The organism is Clostridium sp. LS3 (genome assembly GCF_055330225.1).
The window spans coordinates 2549292-2570812 of sequence record NZ_CM143921.1; the positions used below are offsets into that span (position 1 = coordinate 2549292).

A 21521-nucleotide genomic window follows, 5' to 3' on the forward strand; every position below is an offset into this window, starting at 1 on the left:
TTATTATTTTATTCTTTATATAAATATGCTATAATATTCTATATTATTTATTTTATAATATTAAATAATTTTAATTTTAAGGGAGGAAGAAATGGCTAATAAAGACACTTCTAGAACAGAAAAAAGCCAAGCCAATGCTAATAACAATAAGAACAATGGCAAAAGCTCTAAAAAGAAAAAAAATCAACCTAGATATAAAAAAATAATAAAGAGAACTTTTCTTACAATATTAATTGCAGGACTTCTATGCTTTGTAGTTGGTCTTGGTTATGTGTTTGCAATAATTAAAAGTACACCACCTCTTGATGTAAATGCAGTTTTAAACTTAAATGAACCTTCTATGCTATATGATAGTGAAGGTAAATATATTGATAACATTCCAACAGAAGAAGAAAGATATAAAATAAAATTGGATGAAATGTCAAAATATTTAAAAGATGCTTATGTTTCAATTGAAGATGAGCGTTTCTATACACATAAAGGTGTAGATGTAAAAAGAACTTTAGGTTCAACTTATAGATCTGCAATGTTTTATCTTACGGGAAAAGGGAGTGTACAAGGTGGATCTACACTTACTCAACAATTAATAAAAAATACTCTTTTAACAAATGATGTTAAAGTTGAAAGAAAAATAAGAGAAATGTATCTTTCTTTAAAATTAGAAAGCAAACTTTCAAAAGATCAAATTTTAGAAGCTTATTTAAATACAATTCCTTTAAGTGGAAGAATTTATGGCGTTGAAGCCGCTGCAAATTATTTCTTTGATAAAGATGCTAAGGATTTAAATTTACCTGAATCGGCATTTATTGCAGGATTAACTCAGGCACCTAGTGCTTATAGCCCATATAATCCTGCTAATAAAGAAGATCCTACACTTTACTTAGATAGAACTAAAACTGTTCTTATGAAAATGAGGGATTTAGGATATATAACTCAAGCAGAATATGATGAAGCTTATGCATTCACAAATGAAAATAAATTTGCTTTTTCTCAAACAGTTGTTGATTATAAAATAAACTATGAATGGTTTGTTTATCCTGCTTTAGATCAAGTAAAAAATGATTTAAAAGAAGTTTATAAGTATACTGATGAAGAAGTAGATAAATTATTTGCTACTGGTGGTCTTAAAATTTATACTACTATGGATAGAAAAATGCAAGACTCTACTCAAGCTGTTCTTGATAATAGAGACAATCTTCAAATAGATATATACGCTAATCCAGAAACTCTTGATGGAAATGGAACTCCTGCATTACAAGCTTCTGCTGTAATAACGGATTATAGAACTGGTCAAGTTAAAGCTCTTGTTGGTGGTAGAGGTCAACAGCCAGCTAGATCTACAAATAGAGCTTATGACGCTTTAAGATCTATAGGATCAACTACAAAACCTATAACTGTTTATGGTCCTGCAATAGATACTAAAACTATAACTGCTGCAACTGCTATAGATGATGCATTGCTTCCAGCTTCTATTCAAAGTAAGTATCCTGGCTGGACCCCAGCAAACTGGAACCATGTTTCTGATGGTTTAATTACATCAAGAGAAGCTATTGCTTTATCTAAGAATATACCTACTATAATAGTTGAAGATAAACTTGGAGTTGAAAATGGCTTATCTTACGGTGAAAAATTAGGTTTAGTTTATGGTGAAAAGTCTAAAGTTTTAGCTACTTTAGCTCTAGGTGAATTTAATGGGGCAGATGAAAATGGAAACCCTGACGGTGGTAATACTTTTAAGCTTGCATCTGCTTTTGGAAGCTTTGGTAATAATGGATTGTACACAAATCCAATTTTATATACTAAAGTAGTTGATGCTAATGGAAAAGTTATATTAGAACCTAAACTTAAGCAAGATCAAGTATTTTCTCCTCAAACAGCTTATATTATGAGAGATTTACTTAAAGGTCCTTTAACTTTTGATGGAGATAAAGCTAAAATACCTAATATGCCTGTTATAGGTAAGACTGGTACAACAGATAGGGTTACGGACTTCTTATTTGCAGGTTTAACTCCATACTATTCAGCTTCTGTATGGATTGGATACGATAATCATGATGCAATGGGAGGAAGAAGTTATAGTTCCTCTGCTGCTGCTTTATGGGGAGCAATTATGGCTCCAGTTCACCAAGGATTAGAATATAAAGAATTCGATGAAAATCCTGGTGGTGTTACAAGTGTAGCTGTATGTAGGGATTCTGGAAAAAGACCTACAGATTTATGTGCTAGAGATCCAAGAGGCTCAAGAGTACGTAATGAATTATTTATAGCTGGAACTGAACCTACAGGAGTTTGTGATGTCCATGTAACTGCTAAAGTTAATAAAAATAATAATAAATTAGCAACAGAAAATACTCCTAAAGGTTTAATTGAGGAAAGAGTATTTATAAGAAAAGATAACCCATATTCAGGTGCAGCTGATTATAAATATATTGTTCCAACAGAAAAGGATGATAGTAAACCTGCTCCAAATCCTCCAAAGGATGAAGCGTTTAAACTATCTGACTTAGGAATTGCTGTAGGTGGAAATGCAGATGATGCAATAAGTTTATTAAAATCTAAAGGAGTAAATGTTAAGATTTCTAATAACAATGCAAAAACTAGAATAATTAAAAGTTTATCATCTGATAAAGCTAAAAAAGGTGATACAATTGTTATAGAATTAAAGGAATCTCAAGAGGCTGGTGGATCTGAACCAGCTCCTAATCCTAATGAAGATTAATTATTTTAAAGAGAACCAACATTGGTTCTCTTTTTTATTATAAAATTTTAAACAAAATCATCATTATGAATAAGTTGTCAGTTATTAATTCATTATATGCTATTTATAATAAAAATCGTCACATTTTTACCCATTTTATGAAATACCAAAACTTTTTTCTTGCAATTTGATTATAAATAATATATATTATATTCTAAGATAAAATTTAATTTGTAACAAAAGAAAAGGGGGATTTTCATTATATGGAATTTTTTAATAATATAATTTTAAAATTTAATGATTTTTTATGGACTTATATTTTAATTGCTATGCTTATTATAATTGGTCTTTATTTTACTTTTAAAACAAAATTTGTTCAATTTAGAAATCTTAAAGAAATGTTTAGATTACTAGGAGATGGTGCTACTGGTGAAAAAGACCATCATTCTGTATCGTCATTTGAAGCCTTTTGTATAAGCACAGCCTCTAGAGTTGGTACTGGTAATTTAGCTGGTATAGCAACTGCCATTGCTATTGGAGGTCCTGGTGCAATATTTTGGATGTGGCTTATAGCACTTATCGGAGCTGCTTCAAGCTTTATAGAATCTACTTTAGCACAAATTTATAAAGTTAAAGATGGTAACACCTTTAGAGGTGGTCCTGCCTACTATATGGCTCGAGGACTTAAAAAGAAATGGATGGGTGTTACTTTTGCAATTCTTATAACTATCGCCTTTGGATTAGTATTTAACTCAGTTCAAGCAAATACTATAACCCTTTCCTTAAATACTTCTTTTGGATTTAATAGAGCTATTGTTGGCGCTCTTATAACATTACTTACTATAGTAATAATTTTTGGAGGAGTAAATAGAATTGCAAAAGTTTCAAGTGTTTTAGTTCCTATTATGGCTATTGCCTATATAGTTGTAGCATTGTTTATAGTTATTAAAAATATTGGACATCTTCCTGCAGTATTAGAAATGATTTTTGAGAATGCTTTTGGTGTACATCAAGTTGTTGGTGGTGGAATCGGGGCTGCATTAATGCAAGGTATAAAAAGAGGACTATTTTCTAATGAAGCTGGTATGGGATCTGCTCCTAATGCTGCTGCTACTGCTACTGTGTCACATCCTGTTAAACAAGGATTTATTCAAACACTTGGAGTTTTTACAGATACACTTATAATTTGTAGTTGTACTGCCTTTATAATACTACTATCTGATGCTCCTCTTGATGGAAGTGTTAAAGGTATAGAGCTTACACAAATGGCTCTAACTTCTCAAGTAGGTTCTTGGGGTGGAATATTTATTTCAATATGCATTTTATTATTTGCATTTAGTTCTATAGTTGGAAATTACTATTATGGAGAAGCAAATATTCAATTTATTACTAACAAAAAAATTTATTTACAAGTCTATAGAATAGCTGTTGGAGCAATGGTATTCTTTGGCTCTCTTGTTAACATGGATATAGTTTGGAACCTAGCGGATGTATTTATGGGATTCATGGCTATAATAAATCTAGTAGCAATTGTATTATTAAGTAAGATTGCATTTAGAGCATTAGATGATTATAAAAAACAAAAAAAATCTGGTATAAAGGATCCAGTATTTACAGCTTCATCAATTCCTGAGCTTGGAGATGAAGTAACAGAATGGTAATAAAAATATTTTAAATATAAGAAAAAAGGGATATTTGAGTTAAATTCAATTCAAATATCCCTTTTTATTAACTTTTTGCCATTGCTTCCAAATTAGAATTTATTATCTCTCCTGAATCTGCTTCCAAAAATATAATAACCTTTTCTTCTTTATTATCGGAATTAATAACTTTTACATTGTACACATATGCTAGTGCCATCTTATCATCTTTTATTGAAATATAATAAAGCGTAGGATCACCTAAAATTTCAGCTTTTAAATTAAGATTAACAAAATATTTCTTTATACTATTTCTTGCATCTTCTTCATTAATATTAATTTTATCTATATGCTTTATGTGATCCAGTGGATAATTTGAATACCCTTCTAATTTACCAGTTCTTTTATCGATCATTGCATTTATTTCTTGTTTATAATAAGGATATCCATCTCTATATTTATAGAATACTACATTGTGACAAGGACTTTCCTCGCCTTCTCGTACCCTTACTTCTTTAAATCTAAAATCATCATCTGTAATTTCACTAACATATCTAGTGGCTAAACTAACAGCCTCATTTTCAGCTATAATGTTTTTATTCTTTTCTATACTTGTATTTTTATTTGAAAATCCTAATACATTATAATTTTTATCTATATCAACACCATACTTTCCTACTATTACAGAATACTGTATTTGAGAATTTTTATTGGCTAATTTATTTAAATGCCCCTCTTCAACTATACTTTTAGAATTATTATATTCCTCTATTATATTGTTTTCACATAACTTTTCTATAAATTTTTTAGCTACTACAACTTCTTTTGATTCTTTATTTAATATATTTTTTACTATTAATGCTATAGATAATAATAAAATTACAATTACTATACTAAAAACTATACTTCCTTTTTTAACTTTCATTGTATCCTCCTTAACTTTATATAATATTATTTATAACTAGATACTTATTAATACAATGATTTTAATAAAATCTTAATTCTTACTCATATATATATTACATTATTTAAGCTATAATATAAAGTTTTTTATTGGAAACTTGTACATCTTTTAATAAGATTAGCTTATTCTGCATATAACTTGTATTTATACCTTGTTTGATTTATAATCATTTATATACACTATAAATAATTTACCATAAAAGGAGGATTTTGATATGAATTTGACAAATTTAATCGAACAAAAAAGAAAAGAAAAGGCTAAAAAAGAAAAAACTAAAGCTGCTAAAAATCTTGCCTTAGGTGCAACACTTGGAGTTGCCGCTGGACTAGCTAGTGGATTATTATTCGCTCCTAAAGCAGGTAAAGACACTAGAAAATCTATAAAGGAAACTGCTAGTGATTTAAATAATACAATAAAAAATAAAGCTTCAAATGTTGCTGAAGATGCAAAATCAAACTTTTCTGAAGCTAAAGATAAGATTTCAAAATATCTTGAATCAAAGAAAGCAGTTGCTGAAGAAGTTCTAGATGAATCTAATGAAGAAGTATTAAATAAAGAAGTATCAGAGGAAGTTGTTAATGAAATAAAAGAGGATTCAACTATCTAAATAGTTAATTAATTATACTTATTTTAATAAATATTAAGTGAGGTTACACAAATGACTATTACTATTGATGTTAATACTCTTTTATTAACTATTATCGTTATTGTTGCCGTTGTGGCATTAGTTTATCTTATATTAGCACTAAGAAAGCTTATATCTCTTATAAGTACCATAGATACTGCTCTTAAAGATAATAAATCTAATTTAGATAATACAATTAAGAACTTAAATGGTATATCTGAAAATGTTAAAGATATAAGTGATGTAGCAATTGAAACTACTGCTGAAGCTATAGTTATGAAAGATGGAATTGTTAATCAATTAGATACAATAAAGGATATTATAAATATAATAACTGGAGTATTCTTAAAAAAATAATATATAATATATTTTTTTAAAATACAGTACATAGGTTTCATTTTACACAAATTTATTTACTGTCTTAATTGATTTTAAAATACAGGTAGATAATTATATTAATCTACCTGTATTTTTTTATTACTTTATACATCCTATAATTTCATTTATATCCTTTATTCCTTGCTGAATACAGAATCTTTCCATTTCATCTATTATTTCTTTACCCGCCATAGGATTCACAAAATTTATTGTTCCTATTTGAATTGCTGATGCTCCTGCCATCATAAATTCTATTGCGTCTAGTCCATTAGAAATTCCACCAAGTCCTACTACAGGTATATTTACAGCTTTTGATACTTCATGCACCATTCTTAATGCTATTGGCTTTACAGCTGGTCCTGATAGTCCTGCATATACATTATTAAATATAGGCTTTCTTTTACATGGATCTACTGCAAAACCTTTTAAGGTGTTTATTAAAGATATTGAATCAGCGCCTGCTTCTTCACAACTTATTGCCATATTAACTATATCTTCAGCATTTGGAGAAAGCTTAACCATAAGAGGCTTATCTGTAATTTTCTTTATCTTAGAAACTACTTCATAAGCTACATTTGATTTTATTCCAAAAGCCATTCCTCCTGACTTTACATTTGGACATGATATATTAAGTTCAATCATATCTATGTCAGTTCCTTTTAGCCTTTCAATAGCTTCTTCATAATCTTCCATACATCCTCCACCAACATTTGCAATTATGTTAGTGCCAAGCTTCTTCATCCTTGGAAGTTCTTCTTTTATAAATCTATCTACTCCTGGATTTTGAAGTCCAACTGAGTTCATCATTCCTGATGGAGTTTCATATACTCTAATTCCTTCATTCCCATCTTTAGGATTTAAAGTTAAACCTTTTGATGATATTCCACCTAAAATCCCCACATCATAGAAATCATTATATTCTTGTCCAAAACCAAAGGTTCCTGATGCTGCTATTACTGGATTTTTAAATTCTACTCCATTTATATTTACTTTCAACATTTATAAAATTCCTCCTTTGATTTTAAAGTTCAACATAATATCCATCAAATACTGGACCATCCTTACAAGTCCTTTTATGCCCCTCTTTAGTTTTACATGTACATACAAGGCATGCTCCTACACCACAAGCCATCTGTTTTTCCATAGATACATACACCTTAACGCCTTTCTCTTTGCACATATCTACTACCTTTTTCATCATTATTTCGGGTCCGCAACAAAGAACTGTGTCATATTCCTCTGCTTTTAAAATATCTGTTACAAAACCCTTGTGCCCATATTTTCCTGTATTTGTACTTACATATGCTTCATTAACATATTCTTTTATTTCATCTATTAAGTATATATCATCTCTAAAACCTGCATATAAATTTATTTTAGAATCTTTATTCTTTTCTCTTAGCTTTTTAGCAAGTTCAAGCATTGGTGCAGTTCCAATTCCTCCAGATACTAAAGCTACTTTCCCTAAAGATTCTTCAATATTAAATCCATTTCCTAAAGGGCCTATAAGATTTATATAATCTCCTTTTTCTAAGCTGATATATTCTCTAGTACCATTCCCAACTACTGCATATAAGAAAGTGATAGTTCCTTCATTTTTTTCACATACACTTATTGGTCTAGGAAGTAAAGTTTGTCCATTTAGCTTTAACATGTAAAACTGTCCAGCTCTTACTTCATTGTTATCTTCAACGACCATTTTATATATTCCATCAACTATTTTTTCATTTGATATAACCTTTGATTTAGTGTAAGTCGTCTTCATTAGTTTTCCCCCTATCTACTTTCTACAGCAACTCTTATTTCATCTCTCATTCTTATTACTTCTTCTCTTGCGCATAAAGCAAATTCTTTTTCTCTACCTTCTTGCTTTTTATATGCTAGAAGTATAGCTCTTGAAGAGTTTACAACTCCTCCATTTCCATTATTTAAATATAAAGCTACATCTTCAGCCTTTCCACCTTGAGCACCATAACCTGGTATTAAGAAGAACATATTTTTAAATCTTTTTCTTATTTCTACACCCTCTTCTACATGAGTACATCCTATTACTCCACCTATGCTTGAGTATCCACACTCACCTACTATTTCCTTACCAAGCTCAGTAAGTTTATCACCAACTACTTTATAGACATATCTCTCATCTGTAGTTTTAAGCATTTCTATGTCCTCTGCCCCTTTATTAGATGTTCTGACTAGAGAAAAAACTCCTTTGTTTCCTTTCTCCATATAAGGTATATATGGCTCAATACTATCCATTCCCATATATGGACTTAGAGTTATAAAATCAGATTCAAAATCTCCTTCAAAATGTGCTTTTGCATATTGTTTTGCTGTGGCAGCTATATCTCCTCTTTTTATATCAGCAATTATTATCGCATCTTTTTCTCTTAAATAGTCTAATGTTTCTTTATAAGCTAACATACCTTTTAATCCTAAAGCTTCATAGTAAGCAATCTGTACTTTAAAACAAGCTGCCACATCTATTGCTGCATCTATTATTTGCTTATTAAATTCAACTAAAGCCTGAGCTTCGTTTCTTCCTTCAAAAAGATGCTTAGGTATGTATTCAATGGCTGTATCTAAACCAACACATACTACTCCTCTTTCATTTACTCTATTATATAACTTATCCATTATTAAACTTTTCATTTTATCCTCCTATTTTCTATAAAGTATTTTTCCACCCTTTATAGTCATTTGAACTTCTCCATAAAACTCCATTCCTTCAAATGGTGTGTTTTGAGCTTTTGAATGGAATTCTTTTGAATTTACTGTTATTTTCTTACCTAAGTCTAGTATTACTAAATCTCCATCTATTCCTGGACTAACTATTCCTTTATTCATTCCTAGAATCTTAGCTCCATTCTTGGACATAATTTCACTTAATTTATTTAAGTTTATTTCATCAGACTTAACTAAGCTTGTATAACAAATTGGAAAGGCTGTTTCTAAACCTACCATTCCTGGTGAGCCTTTTTCTTTATCTTCCTTTGTATGAGGGGCATGATCTGTACCTATACAATCAACAGTCCCATCTTTTATTGCTTTTATAACTTCTTTTACATCTTCTTTTTCCCTTATAGGAGGATTTACTCTATAATTATTTACATCTTTTGTTAAACATATATGATGTGGAGTAATTTCACATGTTATATTATTATACTTTTCTTTTGCTTCTTTAAGATATTTTATAGCTTCCTTTGTACTAACATGAGACATATGCAATCTTGCTCCTGTTTCCTTTGCTAAGTATATATCTCTTAATGTCATTATATTTTCAGCTATTCTCATATCTATATCTGAGAAACTATGATCCTCTGCATGAGACATTATTACCCATCCATTTTCTTTTGCTTTAAGCATTGCCTTATACATTATTTCTGAATCCATAACACCAACACCATCATCTGATATTGCTTTAAGTTTAGTATCAGTACTAAATTCGTCTAAATGAGTTATATCTTTTCCATCGAATCCTTTGGTAACCGAAACACATTGATGTAAATCTATTAAGTTTAACTCTTTTTCTCTACCTCTAACTTTTTCTAGGACTTCTTTAGTTGAACATATCGGTTGTGTATTTGCCATTAAGCATACTCCAGTATATCCCCCTCTTAAAGCAGCTTTAGATCCTGTTTCTATATCCTCTTTATAAGTTAGTCCTGGCTCTCTAAAATGCGCATGAGTATCAACAAATGCTGGCATTAAAGTAAGTCCTTTAGCATCTATACATTCTACATTATCTTTTTCTATATTTAATCCTATTTTCTTTATCTTTCCATTTTCTATATAAACATCTCCAATAAAATCTTGTGAGCAATCAACTACTCTAGCATTTTTTATTAGTAAATTCATAATTTCACCTCATAGCTTATATTTAAATCTATAAATCAGATAGCTTTGTTATATGATCACAATAGTCGCACTTGTAAGTTCCTTTATTTTCGTCTATTAAGTTAAATGTATGTGGCACATATTTTTCTTCTTCTGTTATACATCTTGGATTATTACATATTAATATATCTACTACTTTTTTAGGAAGTTCTGGTTTAATTTTTCTAACTATTTCTCCCTCTCTAACTTCATTTATAGTAAGATTTGGTGATAATAAACCTAAAACTGTATAATTTATTTCTGAAGAATTTTCTATCTTAATTATATCCTTTTTACCAACCTTATCACTTTCTGCATTCATAATTAAAGCAACTTGACTATTAACCTTATCAAGATTTAAATAATTAAATATTTTTATTCCCATTCCCGCCTTTATGTGGTCTATTACTAATCCATTTTTAATACTTGTTATTTCTAGCATTTACGCCACCCCCAAAAGTTTTGCTATTAAAGCCATTCTTACATACATTCCATACTCAGCTTGTTTAAAGTAGCAAGCTCTCTCATCTTTATCTACTTTTACGGAAATTTCATTTACTCTTGGTAATGGATGCATAACTATCATATCTTTTTTAGCTAAATTCATTTTTTCAACGTCTAAAATGTAGCTATCTTTAAGTCTTATATATTCCTCTTCATTGAAAAATCTCTCTTTTTGAATTCTTGTCATATACAGTATATCTAGTTCATCTATTACATCTTCTAATTTTTCAACCTCTTTAAATTCTATATTATTTTTTATTAGTATTTCTTCTCTTATATAAACTGGTATAGATAATTCCTTTGGTGAAATTAAGATAAATTTAGTTTTTTCGTATCTTGACATGGCTTTTATAAGTGAGTGAACTGTTCTACCATTTTTCAAGTCTCCACATATTCCTATAGTATGATTTGTTAATCCATTTTTTAAGGATTCTATAGTTAAAAGATCTGTTAATGTTTGAGTTGGATGCTGATGTCCTCCATCTCCTGCATTTATTACTGATACATTTGAATACATACTTGCAAGCTTAGCTGAGCCTTCCATTGGATGTCTCATTGCAATTATGTCTGAATATATTGATACCATAGTTATTGTATCTGCTAAAGTCTCTCCTTTTGCAGTTGAACTTGAATTTGGTTCCGAAAACCCTAGAATTTTACCACCAAGTTTCATCATTGCAGCTTCAAAGCTAAACCTTGTTCTTGTGCTTGGTTCGTAAAATAAAGTAGCTAAAACTTTTCCATCGCAGATATGAGAATACTCTCTTGGATTTGCTATTATTTGGTGTGCTAATTTAAAAATTTCTTGTAGTTCTTCTTTAGAAAAATCCATTGGATCAATTAAATGTTTGTTTTTCATATTCATTTACTTCACTCCTTGTTAACATCTCTGTGTTAAATTTAAAGGTATTTTATAAGTTTTTATAATTTCCTAAAAAATAAAAAACCTTCCCTTTTTCAAGGAAGGTATGATAAGGCCTAAATAACATTCTTTTGCTATTACAATCTCTTCCTTGTTAATCTCTCTGGATTAAATTAAAGGTTATCTTTTTTTCATAGAATAACACTATTCTAAAATATTGTCAATAAAAATACTAATACCTAAGATTTTATATTTCTTAAATATTTTATATTTTATTATAAAAACCTAATAATAATTTCTTTATTTTAAATTAAATGTGTGACTATATTTGCATGATCATCATATTATAAAGTAAAACCCTCATGTATTTATGATGGTTAAAACTAAAGATAAGGAGATATTTTTATGAGTAGATATTATGATGATGAATATTCAAGTGAATCAGAAAACTATGATTTTGAATGTTCAAGTGAATCAGAAAACTATGATTTTGAATGTTCAAGTGAATCAGGAAACTATGATTTTGAATGTTCAAGTGAATCAGGAAATACAAATACTAATTCTAATAATTATTTAAGTTTATTGTATAAATTACAAAATCAACTTCAAGCTCAAGCCCAAGTTCAAGCTCAGCTTCAAGCTCAACTTCAAGCTCAAGCCCAAGTTCAAGCTCAGCTTCAAGCTCAAATTCAAGCTCAAACTCAAGCTCAAACTCAAGAGCAAGCTCAAGCAACTTCTAATACAGACACTACCTCTAATGGAAATACTATAACATTAAATGTTACCATTAATGGAACTAATGGACTTACTTCTACTGAGAGTGAAACTGATACTAATACTAACACTAACCCTAATACTAACACTAATACTAGTACTGAGGATATACTTTAGTGTTAACTATCTATATAAATTCATTTTAATAAAAGAATAGATTTTGGTTATTAAAACATTGTAAATAATTTTTATTAATTAGGATGTTTTCATTAGATCTTACTGGAGTTTTTGATTCCAGTAAGGTTTTTTAATTTAAAATAAAACCTTCTGTCTTTCTAAATAGTTCTTTATCCATCCTATCCCTCCTTAATAATAAAAAATACCGCATATTCATTTCTGAATAATACGGTATCTTAATTTAACTATAACAAATTACTTTATATCATATTAAAATCTAACTACTTCTTCTACGTCTTCTACGTCTTCTACGACATCTGCAACAACAGCAGCACCTATTAAATCTATTAAATCCAAAGCCGCCAAAGCCACCAAATCCACCAAAGCCACCAAATCCACAGCCGAAACACATATTTATCACCTTCCTCTTTTGTATACTTTAATATATTCATAACATTAAATAATTGTTCTTAAATATGAAATTATATTAATATTTCTACTGTATTGATGTAGTTATAATTACTTTTAATACCGCATTGTTCGATTTTGAAGGAATAAATTTTACTAATTACTTAGAAATATTTTTTATATAGAGTGAATTAATTATGTAGTCCATTCTTAACTATATATTATTGTGACATAAAAAATACCGTATATTCTATTGAATAATACGGTATTTTCATAACAATTAATTTTTAATTTATTTTTGTAATGTGTTAAGATTATTTATATATTTCTAATTGGATAAACTAGAAATTCCTGCACCTTCTAACCCTGTAACCCATTCTCTTGGCGTTCCATGTTCTCTATAACCACATCGTAAATATCGCCCAACGAAGCACAATACTCAAGCACTTTCCATGGAGTATTAGTGTGGAAGTGAATCTTTATCAAATCTTCATCACCAACTGCAAGCAGACAATCCCCTTCAATATTCTTAGTTATATATTCATTAATTTCATCTTCCGAAAGATCATTGCCATCAATTAGTAACTGGGTATCAAACTTGTATTCAATCATAATTAATTCTCCTTTTCAAATTTAAGTGTATATATTGGTTAAATAAAAAACTTATTCATACTTTCTTACTATTATGAATTCATTATAACATACTTTCTTAATACCGTATTATTCAATTTTCAAGGTCACATTCTATTAATGGATTAATCCTACTTTACATTTAGAAATAGGATAGGTTTTAAAAATGCTGATACTGTACTTCGCCATGATATAGAGCAAATAATGAAAACATATTCTCATGTAACTAATGATATGATGAAAGAATCTGCTAATTTAATAAGAAAAATTTTTTAAATATAATTTTTGACGATTTTTTGACGAATCTATTTACAAAGAAAAAATAACCCCCAGAAACCTAGGAGTTATCTCATTTCTTTTATTAATGCCAGTTATTCATTACATTATCCCACATCATTTTACCACACTTCGCTAATGTTACAGTCCCATAAACACTATTTGGTATCCCCATAGATAAAACTGTAAATGTAAAGTTTCCTTTTGATAATCTAATTAATTGTGTATCGTTTTCCACACCATTTTTATCACCAGTTTTGCTTGAAATTTCATACTTTAAATCATCTGGAATATATAATGCTAACTTATTTTTTATTTGTTGTCTTGTTAGAATATCAATTAACATTTGACTATTTTCTGGGCTTAGATAAGTTGAGTTATATAAATGTCTCCAAATTCTAGCAAGATCTAGCGCTGATGTTATATTTTCAACTTCATTTTTCCCTTTTCTTTCATCAGTAGTTTTTCTATTTAATACTGTGTTTTTTAATCCCATTTCTTTTATATCTCTATTAATCTCATCTATTCCAACTATATCTATTATCTTGTTCGCTGCTGTATTATCACTTTGAATTAACATTGCAACTAATAATTCGAAAACAGTATATTCTCTCTCATTAAATTCATGAATTATTCCAGTACCATAAACCTTATCTTTTCCATCTATTTTAATTTTATCTAGAAAATCTATTTTTTTATTTTCTACAGCCTTAATTAATGATACTGATATAGGCAACTTCATACATCCTGCTGCTACCATTTGAACGTTTTCATTATACCCATAAATATAACCACTCTTTAAATCCTCAAAGAAAAATCCATATGTTCCAATTCTTGATTCTAAATATTTCTTTATTTCTTTCATAATACCCTCCAGCTTTCTTTACTGTAATCTCTGCCTAAGAAAATTATAGCATATTTTCAGAAAATTTTGAAGTATCTAATAAAATTTTATATAACTTTTATTAGATATTTTACATCTATTCAAAAAAATAGTGGTAGAGTTAACTCCCTACCACTTATTTTACCTCTAATCTGCAAATGAAATTCCTATTTTTTTGGCCATTTTAACTAATTCTCCGTTTGGATCAACTAATTTTGATTTTTGTCCTATAACATTTTCTAGACTATCACTTGACATCTTTCCATCTTTAAGACAAACCATATCACCAAATTTACCTTCATTAATTAGCTCCACAGCTCCAACTCCATATCTAGTTGATAATATTCTATCATATGTTGAAGTTATACCACCCCTTTGAATATGTCCAAGTACTGTACATCTTATTTCTTTATCTGGTAATAATTTTTCAAGATCACCAGCTAATTTATTCCCTATTCCACCAAGCCTAATTGGATCTGGACTATCAGCAACTATCTTAGCTACTACTACTTCCCCATCCTTCGGTTTTGCTCCTTCTGCTACTACCACTATGCTAAATCTCTTTCCTTCTGCTTCTCTTTCTTTTACCTTTTCAGCAATTTTATTTATATCATAAGGCATTTCAGGTAAAAGAATTACATCTGCTGAACCTGCAATACCAGATTCTAATGCTATCCATCCTGCACCTCTTCCCATAACTTCACAAATCATTACTCTATGATGTGACTCAGCTGTTGTATGTAATCTATCTAAAGCTTCTGTAGCTACATCTATAGCCGTATTAAAACCAAATGTAACATCTGTTGATGCTAAATCATTATCAATTGTTTTTGGTACTCCAATAACTTTAACTCCTTTTCTTGCAAAATCTCTTGCTGATGTTAAAGTTCCATCTCCGCCTATAACAACTAATACATCTACACCTTCTCTCTTAAGGTTTTCTACCGCTACATCAGATACATCCCTTTTAACAATAACTCCATTTTCTTCTACTGAATAATTAAATAAGTTGTCTTTGTTTGAGCTATATAGTATAGTTCCTCCTCTATGAAGAATACCTGACACACTATCTAGAGTTAGAGGTACGAAATCATTATTGTATAATCCTCTATATCCAAACTTGTAACCTATTACTTCCATTCCATAATTTATTATAGCTGTTCTTGTTACGGCTCTTATAACTGCATTTAATCCTGGACAATCTCCACCACCTGTTAGTAATGCTATTTTTTTAATTTGTTGTGACATTTCAAACTCCCCCTACCCGATTCAGTTACTTTTAAATTGATTATACATTTTAAATTTTCTGTTAATTTAAAATAAAAAAAATTTAATAGTCTTTAACTCAATTTATGCAATTGTTTTCAAAGTACTATTGTTAATTTTCTATCTTAATGATATCATAAAGATTTTATACTGAAAAGTAAAATTATTTATATTTGCAATAAATTTTTCATTTTAGTAATTTTCACATAAATACCTTTTTATATTTATATAAAATAAACTAAAAACACATTAATATACGGTATAATATAACTTATAATATACTTATATTTATTATTTTCATGGAGAAGGGGTAAAATTTATGTATAGCTTTAATGAAGATTTTTTAAAACTTGAAGAAGAAAGAATCTCTTTAAGAAAACTTAATTCAAAACTTACTATTATCGATTCTGAAATAAACAAAGTAAGTAAATCCTTAGAATCATTAAAAGAAACCTTATCTAAAGAAAAAAAGGATGTAGATAATTTAGAATCTTTTACTTTAACTTACTTATTCCATAAAATTAAAGGTTCCATAGATGAAAAACTATCTAAGGAAAAAATTGAGTTTCTAGAGATTCAAGCTAAATTTATAGAAACAGAAGATTACCTAAATAGATTAATATCTAATAAAAAATCAATCTTAAATGATATAAATGACATTGGTAGCATTGATTTAAAATATGATGATCTTTTAAATAATTCAGCTCAATATGTTTTAACCTTAAATAATGAAGAAAGTAAAAAAATATCATTAATTTTAGAAAAAATTAAAAATCTTTCTATGGAATTAAAGGAAATAAGAGAAGCATTATCTGAGGGGGATAAACTTCTTCCCTACATAGAAAAAGCAATCTCTAATTTGAATAGTGCTCAGAATTGGGGGATATACGATATGATGGGTGGAGATCTTATTGCTACAATGGCTAAAAGATCAAAGATGGATGATGCCGCAAAATCAATTAATACAATTAAAATTTTACTTAATAGGTATAACTCAGAGTTAAAAGATTTAAGTAATGAAATTAATGTTTCTTTAAATCTTGATAGTATGTCTAGTGTAATGGATTATGTATTTGATAATTTCTTTACAGATTACTTTATCCAAGGAAAAATAAATTCAGCATTAGATTCTACTAAAGCTTTAAAATCTAAAATAAATATAATTCAATCTAACTTAGCAAATAAATTTCAAAATTACCTTAAAGAAATAGATAATCTAAAAAAAGAATTAGAGATTGAATTAAAAAAATAAAATAAGAGTGCAAAGGCACTCTTATTTTATATAGTTAAAGTTACTATTCCAGCAACTGATAATGCAAATAAAACTATACCAGCTACAATTCTATAGATAGCAAATATTCTCATTGGTCTCTTCTTTAAGTAACTTACAAACATATCCATAACTATTATTGATACAATAAAAGCTACTATAAAACCAATAATTAATGCTACTATATATGTAGAATTCATTATAGAATAATCAAACTTGAATAGGTCCATAGCAGATGATCCTATCATAGCTGGAATTGCAAGAAAGAAAGAAAATTCTGCTGCTACTGGAGTCGCAAGTCCAGCAATCCAGCCTCCCATGATTGTGGATGCACTTCTCGACATTCCTGGCCACATAGATAAAACTTGGAAACAGCCAACTTTTAATGACTGCATTGGTGTTAAATCAAAAACATCTACTGTTGGAGTTTTTCCTCTTCTTGATGTTTTATTTCTAAATCTATTTTCTATAATTAATAGCAAAATACCTCCAACTATAAACCCAACTACTACTGCTGATGGTTTAAATAATGACTTTATTTTATCATATAAAGTCAGTCCTACTATTAAGGCTGGAATTGATGCTATAATAACATTTATACCAAATCTAAAACCCACTTGTCCTTTTTTACCTAATGTAAATATATAAGTAAAGAAGTCTACTACAGCTCCCCAAAGCTTATTCCAATATAATACTACTACTGCTAATATAGCACCTAGCTGAATAACTACTTCAAACATCTTAGCAAACTCTTCTGCGCCAGCAGCACCTGATGAAAATCCTATTAAACTTCCAACCAAAATCATATGTCCTGTTGATGAAACCGGTACAAACTCAGTAAGACCTTCTACTATGGCTATCACTATAGCCTTTAATATATAGATAAAATCTAACCCCATTCTTTTTCCTCCTTTTAAGACATGTTCTAATTTATAACAAATCTTATTATACCCTTATAACTCTATACTGTCTATTATTTATATTCCATTAAATATTAAGATTATATTAAAGAATTTATAAATTTTAATAAAGAATTTCATAACTATTTATTTTTTATAATCTATTTCTATACTACTTATTACATTTTCTCCATCTAAAGAAAGCTCTATTATATTATTTCCCTTAGTTAATAATATATCTGAATAGTTTTTTACTTTTCTAAATTCACTATCTTTTTCTCTAATATAATATTCATCCATTATTCTTCCATTTTTGAAAGCACCAACTACAAAGCTTTCTTCTTTTTCATCTTTATTTTCAGACTCATCTTGCTTTTTCATTAAAATTATATATGCTTTCTCATCAACACCTATACTATTATCTATAGGGTTCTTATTCATTAATTCTTTATTTTGAGTAAATATAGTAGGAGGAATATAGTTTCCTTTAAACCTAAAAATAATATCATTTATATCCTTTACATAAGTTATATAGCTATTACTTTTTTTCATATCTGTTGTATTATCTATATTTATTGTATAAGTATATAATGATTTTTTTAGCATTGGAATATAATCACTTCTATTGCTTATTCCTGTGTAATTTAAATTTCTAATATCTACATCTAATAGTTCCATTGCACTACAAGGGAAACCTTCTTTGTCAAAATATCCTCTATCAATAAAATCAATCATTATCCATTTATTATCTTTTTTACTCCAATATTCTACAACATAGTATGAAGTTTGCTTGCTATCTTTAACATTAGTTCTTTTAAACTCGCCAAGCCTTGCTGTAAATCCAACACTTTGTAAAAAATCTCTATAAATTATACCAAGGTCTCTAGCAGATGCTTTTTTTGCACCATTTTTTTCTTTTAATATATCATATCCATTTATTGCCTTAGAATTTGCTACATCATCAAATGTTATTATACTATTCAATACTTCTGATACCTTTATTGCCTTTTTTAAATTATCTCCTTCTTTTGAAATTTCACTTTCTATATTATACATATCTTTTAAAACTTTTATTTTTTCATCATCTTTGTTTCCATAAAAAAACATTATATTGTTTTCATTATATACGTTGTCCCATTTCTTAACTGTTACATTATTACCATTATTAAATTTAACAATTAATATTACACCTAAGATTATTATAGAAATAATTATTACTGACCTTATTACCTTTTTTAACTTTTTCAATTAAATCCCCTCCCAAAATATAATTATATATATAATACAATTATAATAATACTAGAAAATCTATTATTTTTCTATAAAAAAGTGGATATATGTAAATTTCCTTATAAATTAAAAAAGTGCCTATTGGCACTTTTTAGTAAAATAATGTTAATGTTGGAATTTTTAATTCTTTTGAATCATCCTTTAAAAATTCTTCATATAACTTCTTAGATTTATTATAATTATCTATAATAGAGTTTTTAGTTGTTTCATCCATACTTGTTGGCATTCCCTCATAAGCTGCTTTAATATTTTCATATCCTCTAGCTATATCTTTTTCAACATTTATATAATACCAACCTGCATTACTTAATGCTAGCATATCATTTTCATTCATAGAATAAGATTTCCTAGTAAATTCTATTCCTTCATCATTCATTTTTTTATTTAAATATACAGCTCCTAATGCTCTATAGTATTTAGAATTATTTTCATCTAACTTCATTGCTTCGTTTAATTTGTTTATTGCCTCATCCCATTTTCCATCTACTATATCTAAATTAGCTAATTTATATAATAAATTGCTGTCATCTTTTTTAATATTTAGTGCCCATCCATAATATTCTTTTGCCTTCTCATTATTTGATTGTAAATTGGAATAATAATCAGCTACTCTAAGTACCATTCCGTAGTTAAAAGGCTCTTTTTGTATTGCAGCCCTTAAGTAAGACTCAGTCGGTTTCACATTTCCTTTTTCTAATAATATCTTTGGAACTAATACTCCATAACTATTAGGATAATCCTTTTTGGATAATATGCTTTTTTTAGCTAAAATAAGAGCTTCATCATATTTCTTATCATTAAAAGCCTTTAATGACGAGATGTAGTATGATATATATGATTCTTTACCTTCTTTTTTAGCTTTTCTAGAAGCATCATCTAAATATTCTTTAGCTTCATCTTTTCTATTTGTAATATTATAAATCTCAAACTTTATAATATCACTAGCTGAACTATTTATGTTTTTATCTTCTAAATTGTTAATTAGATCCTCTCCCTTATTAGCTGTTTTAGTAGACATTGAATACGCCTTTGCTAATAACATCTTATAAGAATCTTCACTTGGATTTTTATCTACAATATCTTCTAATGATCTAATTAACTCTTCTTTATTAAATAAATACATATCACTTATTACGTCGTAAATTTTCATCTCATTTCTATTTAAATTCCATGCATCTTTTAATAATTCTAACCCATTATCCCATCTATTAATAAGCATATTCATATTAGCTAAAACAGATATATCATAAGGAGAATTTTTATCTAATGGATATGTTTCAGTTAATTCTTCTGCTTTATATATATAATTGTTTGAAATGTAAGCTGCAAATAAAGTTTTTAGAATTTCTTTATTTTGTCCATGGCTACTTATATAGCTTTCTCCTAATGAAATAGCTTCATCATATTGTTTATTCATTATAAATGTAAATAGCATAGAATTTATAAGTTCTGCATCTCTGTCTTTATATTTATCAAAACCTTCTTCTTTTATAAGTTTATCTCTTTTTATCATTACTTCTTTTAAAAGAGTATTTGACTTTTTAAAGTCTCCTTTTAATGAGTATAAATCTGCTACTTTCGCTTTCCATATTGGCCACTTTTCATCATTTTGCATTTTATTATATTCTTCTATTGCTTCATCGTACTTGCCTTCATAATATAAATATTCTGCATTATTTTTAGTTATGTTAACTTCTTCTACAGTTGTAAGACTCTTTATTCCTAATATCATAACAAGAACAAAAAAACAAGAAACTCCTATTACAACAATAGGCTCTACATAAGGATTTTTATCGTTTGCTTTTTTATAAATAGTTTTCACTTTATCACTTGTCCTATTAACTCCATTTATAACTGGTTTAAATATCTTTCCTAGCTTTCCAAAAAACGATTTCAAAGTCTTTCTTATAGTAGAAAAAAGCTTTTCTATTCTTTTCATAACTTCCTCCACCTTTTTATTTTATCTACATATTAATAACATAATATACATTTTATCAGATATTTTTAATATTTACAATTGAAATATTTACAAATTTTCCCCTATAGTTAAGTTTCATTTTAAATATATTTAAAACAAACAAAAATTTTTAAATATATTTAAATTTATATTTAAGTCAATTTTAAAAAGCTAATAACATTTATCGTTATTAGCTTTTCTATT

Annotated in this window: 19 protein-coding genes; 6 read left to right on the forward strand and 13 right to left on the reverse strand. The window is 28.1% G+C overall.

What is annotated here, in order from left to right:
• Positions 1 to 91: 91 nt before the first annotated feature.
• Together ACZJV1_RS11970 and ACZJV1_RS11975 are read left to right on the forward strand one after the other, a co-directional pair.
• Positions 92 to 2719, forward strand: coding sequence for a transglycosylase domain-containing protein (locus tag ACZJV1_RS11970; protein WP_463650269.1), 2628 nt, complete (start codon positions 92 to 94; stop codon positions 2717 to 2719).
• Between the two features lie 242 nt (positions 2720 to 2961).
• Entirely contained in the window at positions 2962 to 4359 is a 1398-nt protein-coding gene (locus tag ACZJV1_RS11975; RefSeq protein WP_463650270.1) for an alanine/glycine:cation symporter family protein, read from the forward strand.
• 67 nt (positions 4360 to 4426) lie between these two features.
• Here the strand turns inward: ACZJV1_RS11975 and ACZJV1_RS11980 are convergent, their stop codons facing one another.
• Positions 4427 to 5263, reverse strand: coding sequence for a hypothetical protein (locus tag ACZJV1_RS11980; RefSeq protein ID WP_463650271.1), 837 nt, complete (start codon positions 5261 to 5263; stop codon positions 4427 to 4429).
• Between the two features lie 253 nt (positions 5264 to 5516).
• On the opposite strand from ACZJV1_RS11980, the gene ACZJV1_RS11985 reads away from it, so the two are divergent.
• Both ACZJV1_RS11985 and ACZJV1_RS11990 read left to right on the forward strand, forming a co-directional pair.
• Entirely contained in the window at positions 5517 to 5909 is a 393-nt protein-coding gene (locus tag ACZJV1_RS11985; protein ID WP_463650272.1) for a YtxH domain-containing protein, read from the forward strand.
• 51 nt (positions 5910 to 5960) lie between these two features.
• Positions 5961 to 6284, forward strand: coding sequence for a hypothetical protein (locus tag ACZJV1_RS11990; RefSeq protein WP_411168136.1), 324 nt, complete (start codon positions 5961 to 5963; stop codon positions 6282 to 6284).
• A gap of 120 nt (positions 6285 to 6404) precedes the next feature.
• On the opposite strand, the gene ACZJV1_RS11995 is transcribed toward ACZJV1_RS11990, so the two are convergent.
• Genes ACZJV1_RS11995 through pyrB form a run of 6 tightly spaced genes read right to left on the reverse strand, consistent with a single transcriptional unit; the run spans position 6405 to position 11550 of the window.
• The gene (locus tag ACZJV1_RS11995) at positions 6405 to 7304 is read right to left on the reverse strand and encodes a dihydroorotate dehydrogenase (protein WP_460287591.1); all 900 of its coding nucleotides are present in this window, start codon (positions 7302 to 7304) and stop codon (positions 6405 to 6407) included.
• A gap of 22 nt (positions 7305 to 7326) precedes the next feature.
• A complete protein-coding gene (locus tag ACZJV1_RS12000) occupies positions 7327 to 8070 on the reverse strand; it encodes a dihydroorotate dehydrogenase electron transfer subunit (protein ID WP_463650273.1) in 744 nt (247 codons plus the stop codon).
• A gap of 11 nt (positions 8071 to 8081) precedes the next feature.
• Complete coding sequence (pyrF, locus tag ACZJV1_RS12005) at positions 8082 to 8957, reverse strand: orotidine-5'-phosphate decarboxylase (protein ID WP_463650274.1); 876 nt, start codon at positions 8955 to 8957, stop codon at positions 8082 to 8084.
• Between the two features lie 9 nt (positions 8958 to 8966).
• Positions 8967 to 10163 carry a dihydroorotase gene (locus ACZJV1_RS12010; RefSeq protein ID WP_463650275.1) on the reverse strand — a complete coding sequence of 399 codons (1197 nt, stop codon included), beginning with the start codon at positions 10161 to 10163 and terminating at the stop codon, positions 8967 to 8969.
• A 28-nt stretch (positions 10164 to 10191) separates the two neighbouring features.
• Entirely contained in the window at positions 10192 to 10623 is a 432-nt protein-coding gene (locus ACZJV1_RS12015; RefSeq protein WP_463650276.1) for an aspartate carbamoyltransferase regulatory subunit, read from the reverse strand.
• A complete protein-coding gene (gene pyrB / locus ACZJV1_RS12020) occupies positions 10624 to 11550 on the reverse strand; it encodes an aspartate carbamoyltransferase (RefSeq protein WP_463650277.1) in 927 nt (308 codons plus the stop codon). It lies immediately after the preceding gene.
• Between the two features lie 402 nt (positions 11551 to 11952).
• Here pyrB and ACZJV1_RS12025 point away from each other — a divergent pair, with 402 nt between their 5' ends.
• Positions 11953 to 12438 (forward strand): hypothetical protein, encoded by a 486-nt coding sequence (locus ACZJV1_RS12025; protein ID WP_463650278.1) that lies wholly within the window; start codon positions 11953 to 11955, stop codon positions 12436 to 12438.
• A gap of 768 nt (positions 12439 to 13206) precedes the next feature.
• Here the strand turns inward: ACZJV1_RS12025 and ACZJV1_RS12030 are convergent.
• The 3 genes from ACZJV1_RS12030 to ACZJV1_RS12040 form a co-directional block, all read right to left on the reverse strand.
• Positions 13207 to 13458, reverse strand: coding sequence for a kinase to dihydroxyacetone kinase (locus ACZJV1_RS12030; RefSeq protein WP_463650279.1), 252 nt, complete (start codon positions 13456 to 13458; stop codon positions 13207 to 13209).
• 379 nt (positions 13459 to 13837) lie between these two features.
• On the reverse strand, positions 13838 to 14617 hold the full coding sequence (locus tag ACZJV1_RS12035) for a serine hydrolase (RefSeq protein WP_460287604.1): 780 nt from the start codon (positions 14615 to 14617) through the stop codon (positions 13838 to 13840).
• 165 nt (positions 14618 to 14782) lie between these two features.
• Positions 14783 to 15883, reverse strand: coding sequence for a 6-phosphofructokinase (locus ACZJV1_RS12040; RefSeq protein ID WP_460287607.1), 1101 nt, complete (start codon positions 15881 to 15883; stop codon positions 14783 to 14785).
• A gap of 337 nt (positions 15884 to 16220) precedes the next feature.
• Between ACZJV1_RS12040 and ACZJV1_RS12045 the strand changes: the two genes are divergently transcribed.
• The gene (locus ACZJV1_RS12045) at positions 16221 to 17153 is read left to right on the forward strand and encodes a hypothetical protein (RefSeq protein ID WP_463650280.1); all 933 of its coding nucleotides are present in this window, start codon (positions 16221 to 16223) and stop codon (positions 17151 to 17153) included.
• Positions 17154 to 17179: 26 nt separating this feature from the next.
• Here ACZJV1_RS12045 and ACZJV1_RS12050 read toward each other — a convergent pair whose 3' ends face one another.
• From ACZJV1_RS12050 to ACZJV1_RS12060, 3 genes are all read right to left on the reverse strand, one after another.
• On the reverse strand, positions 17180 to 18070 hold the full coding sequence (locus ACZJV1_RS12050) for an undecaprenyl-diphosphate phosphatase (RefSeq protein ID WP_460287611.1): 891 nt from the start codon (positions 18068 to 18070) through the stop codon (positions 17180 to 17182).
• Between the two features lie 147 nt (positions 18071 to 18217).
• On the reverse strand, positions 18218 to 19318 hold the full coding sequence (locus ACZJV1_RS12055) for a hypothetical protein (protein WP_460287613.1): 1101 nt from the start codon (positions 19316 to 19318) through the stop codon (positions 18218 to 18220).
• A gap of 133 nt (positions 19319 to 19451) precedes the next feature.
• The gene (locus ACZJV1_RS12060) at positions 19452 to 21299 is read right to left on the reverse strand and encodes a tetratricopeptide repeat protein (RefSeq protein ID WP_463650281.1); all 1848 of its coding nucleotides are present in this window, start codon (positions 21297 to 21299) and stop codon (positions 19452 to 19454) included.
• Positions 21300 to 21521 lie beyond the last annotated feature (222 nt).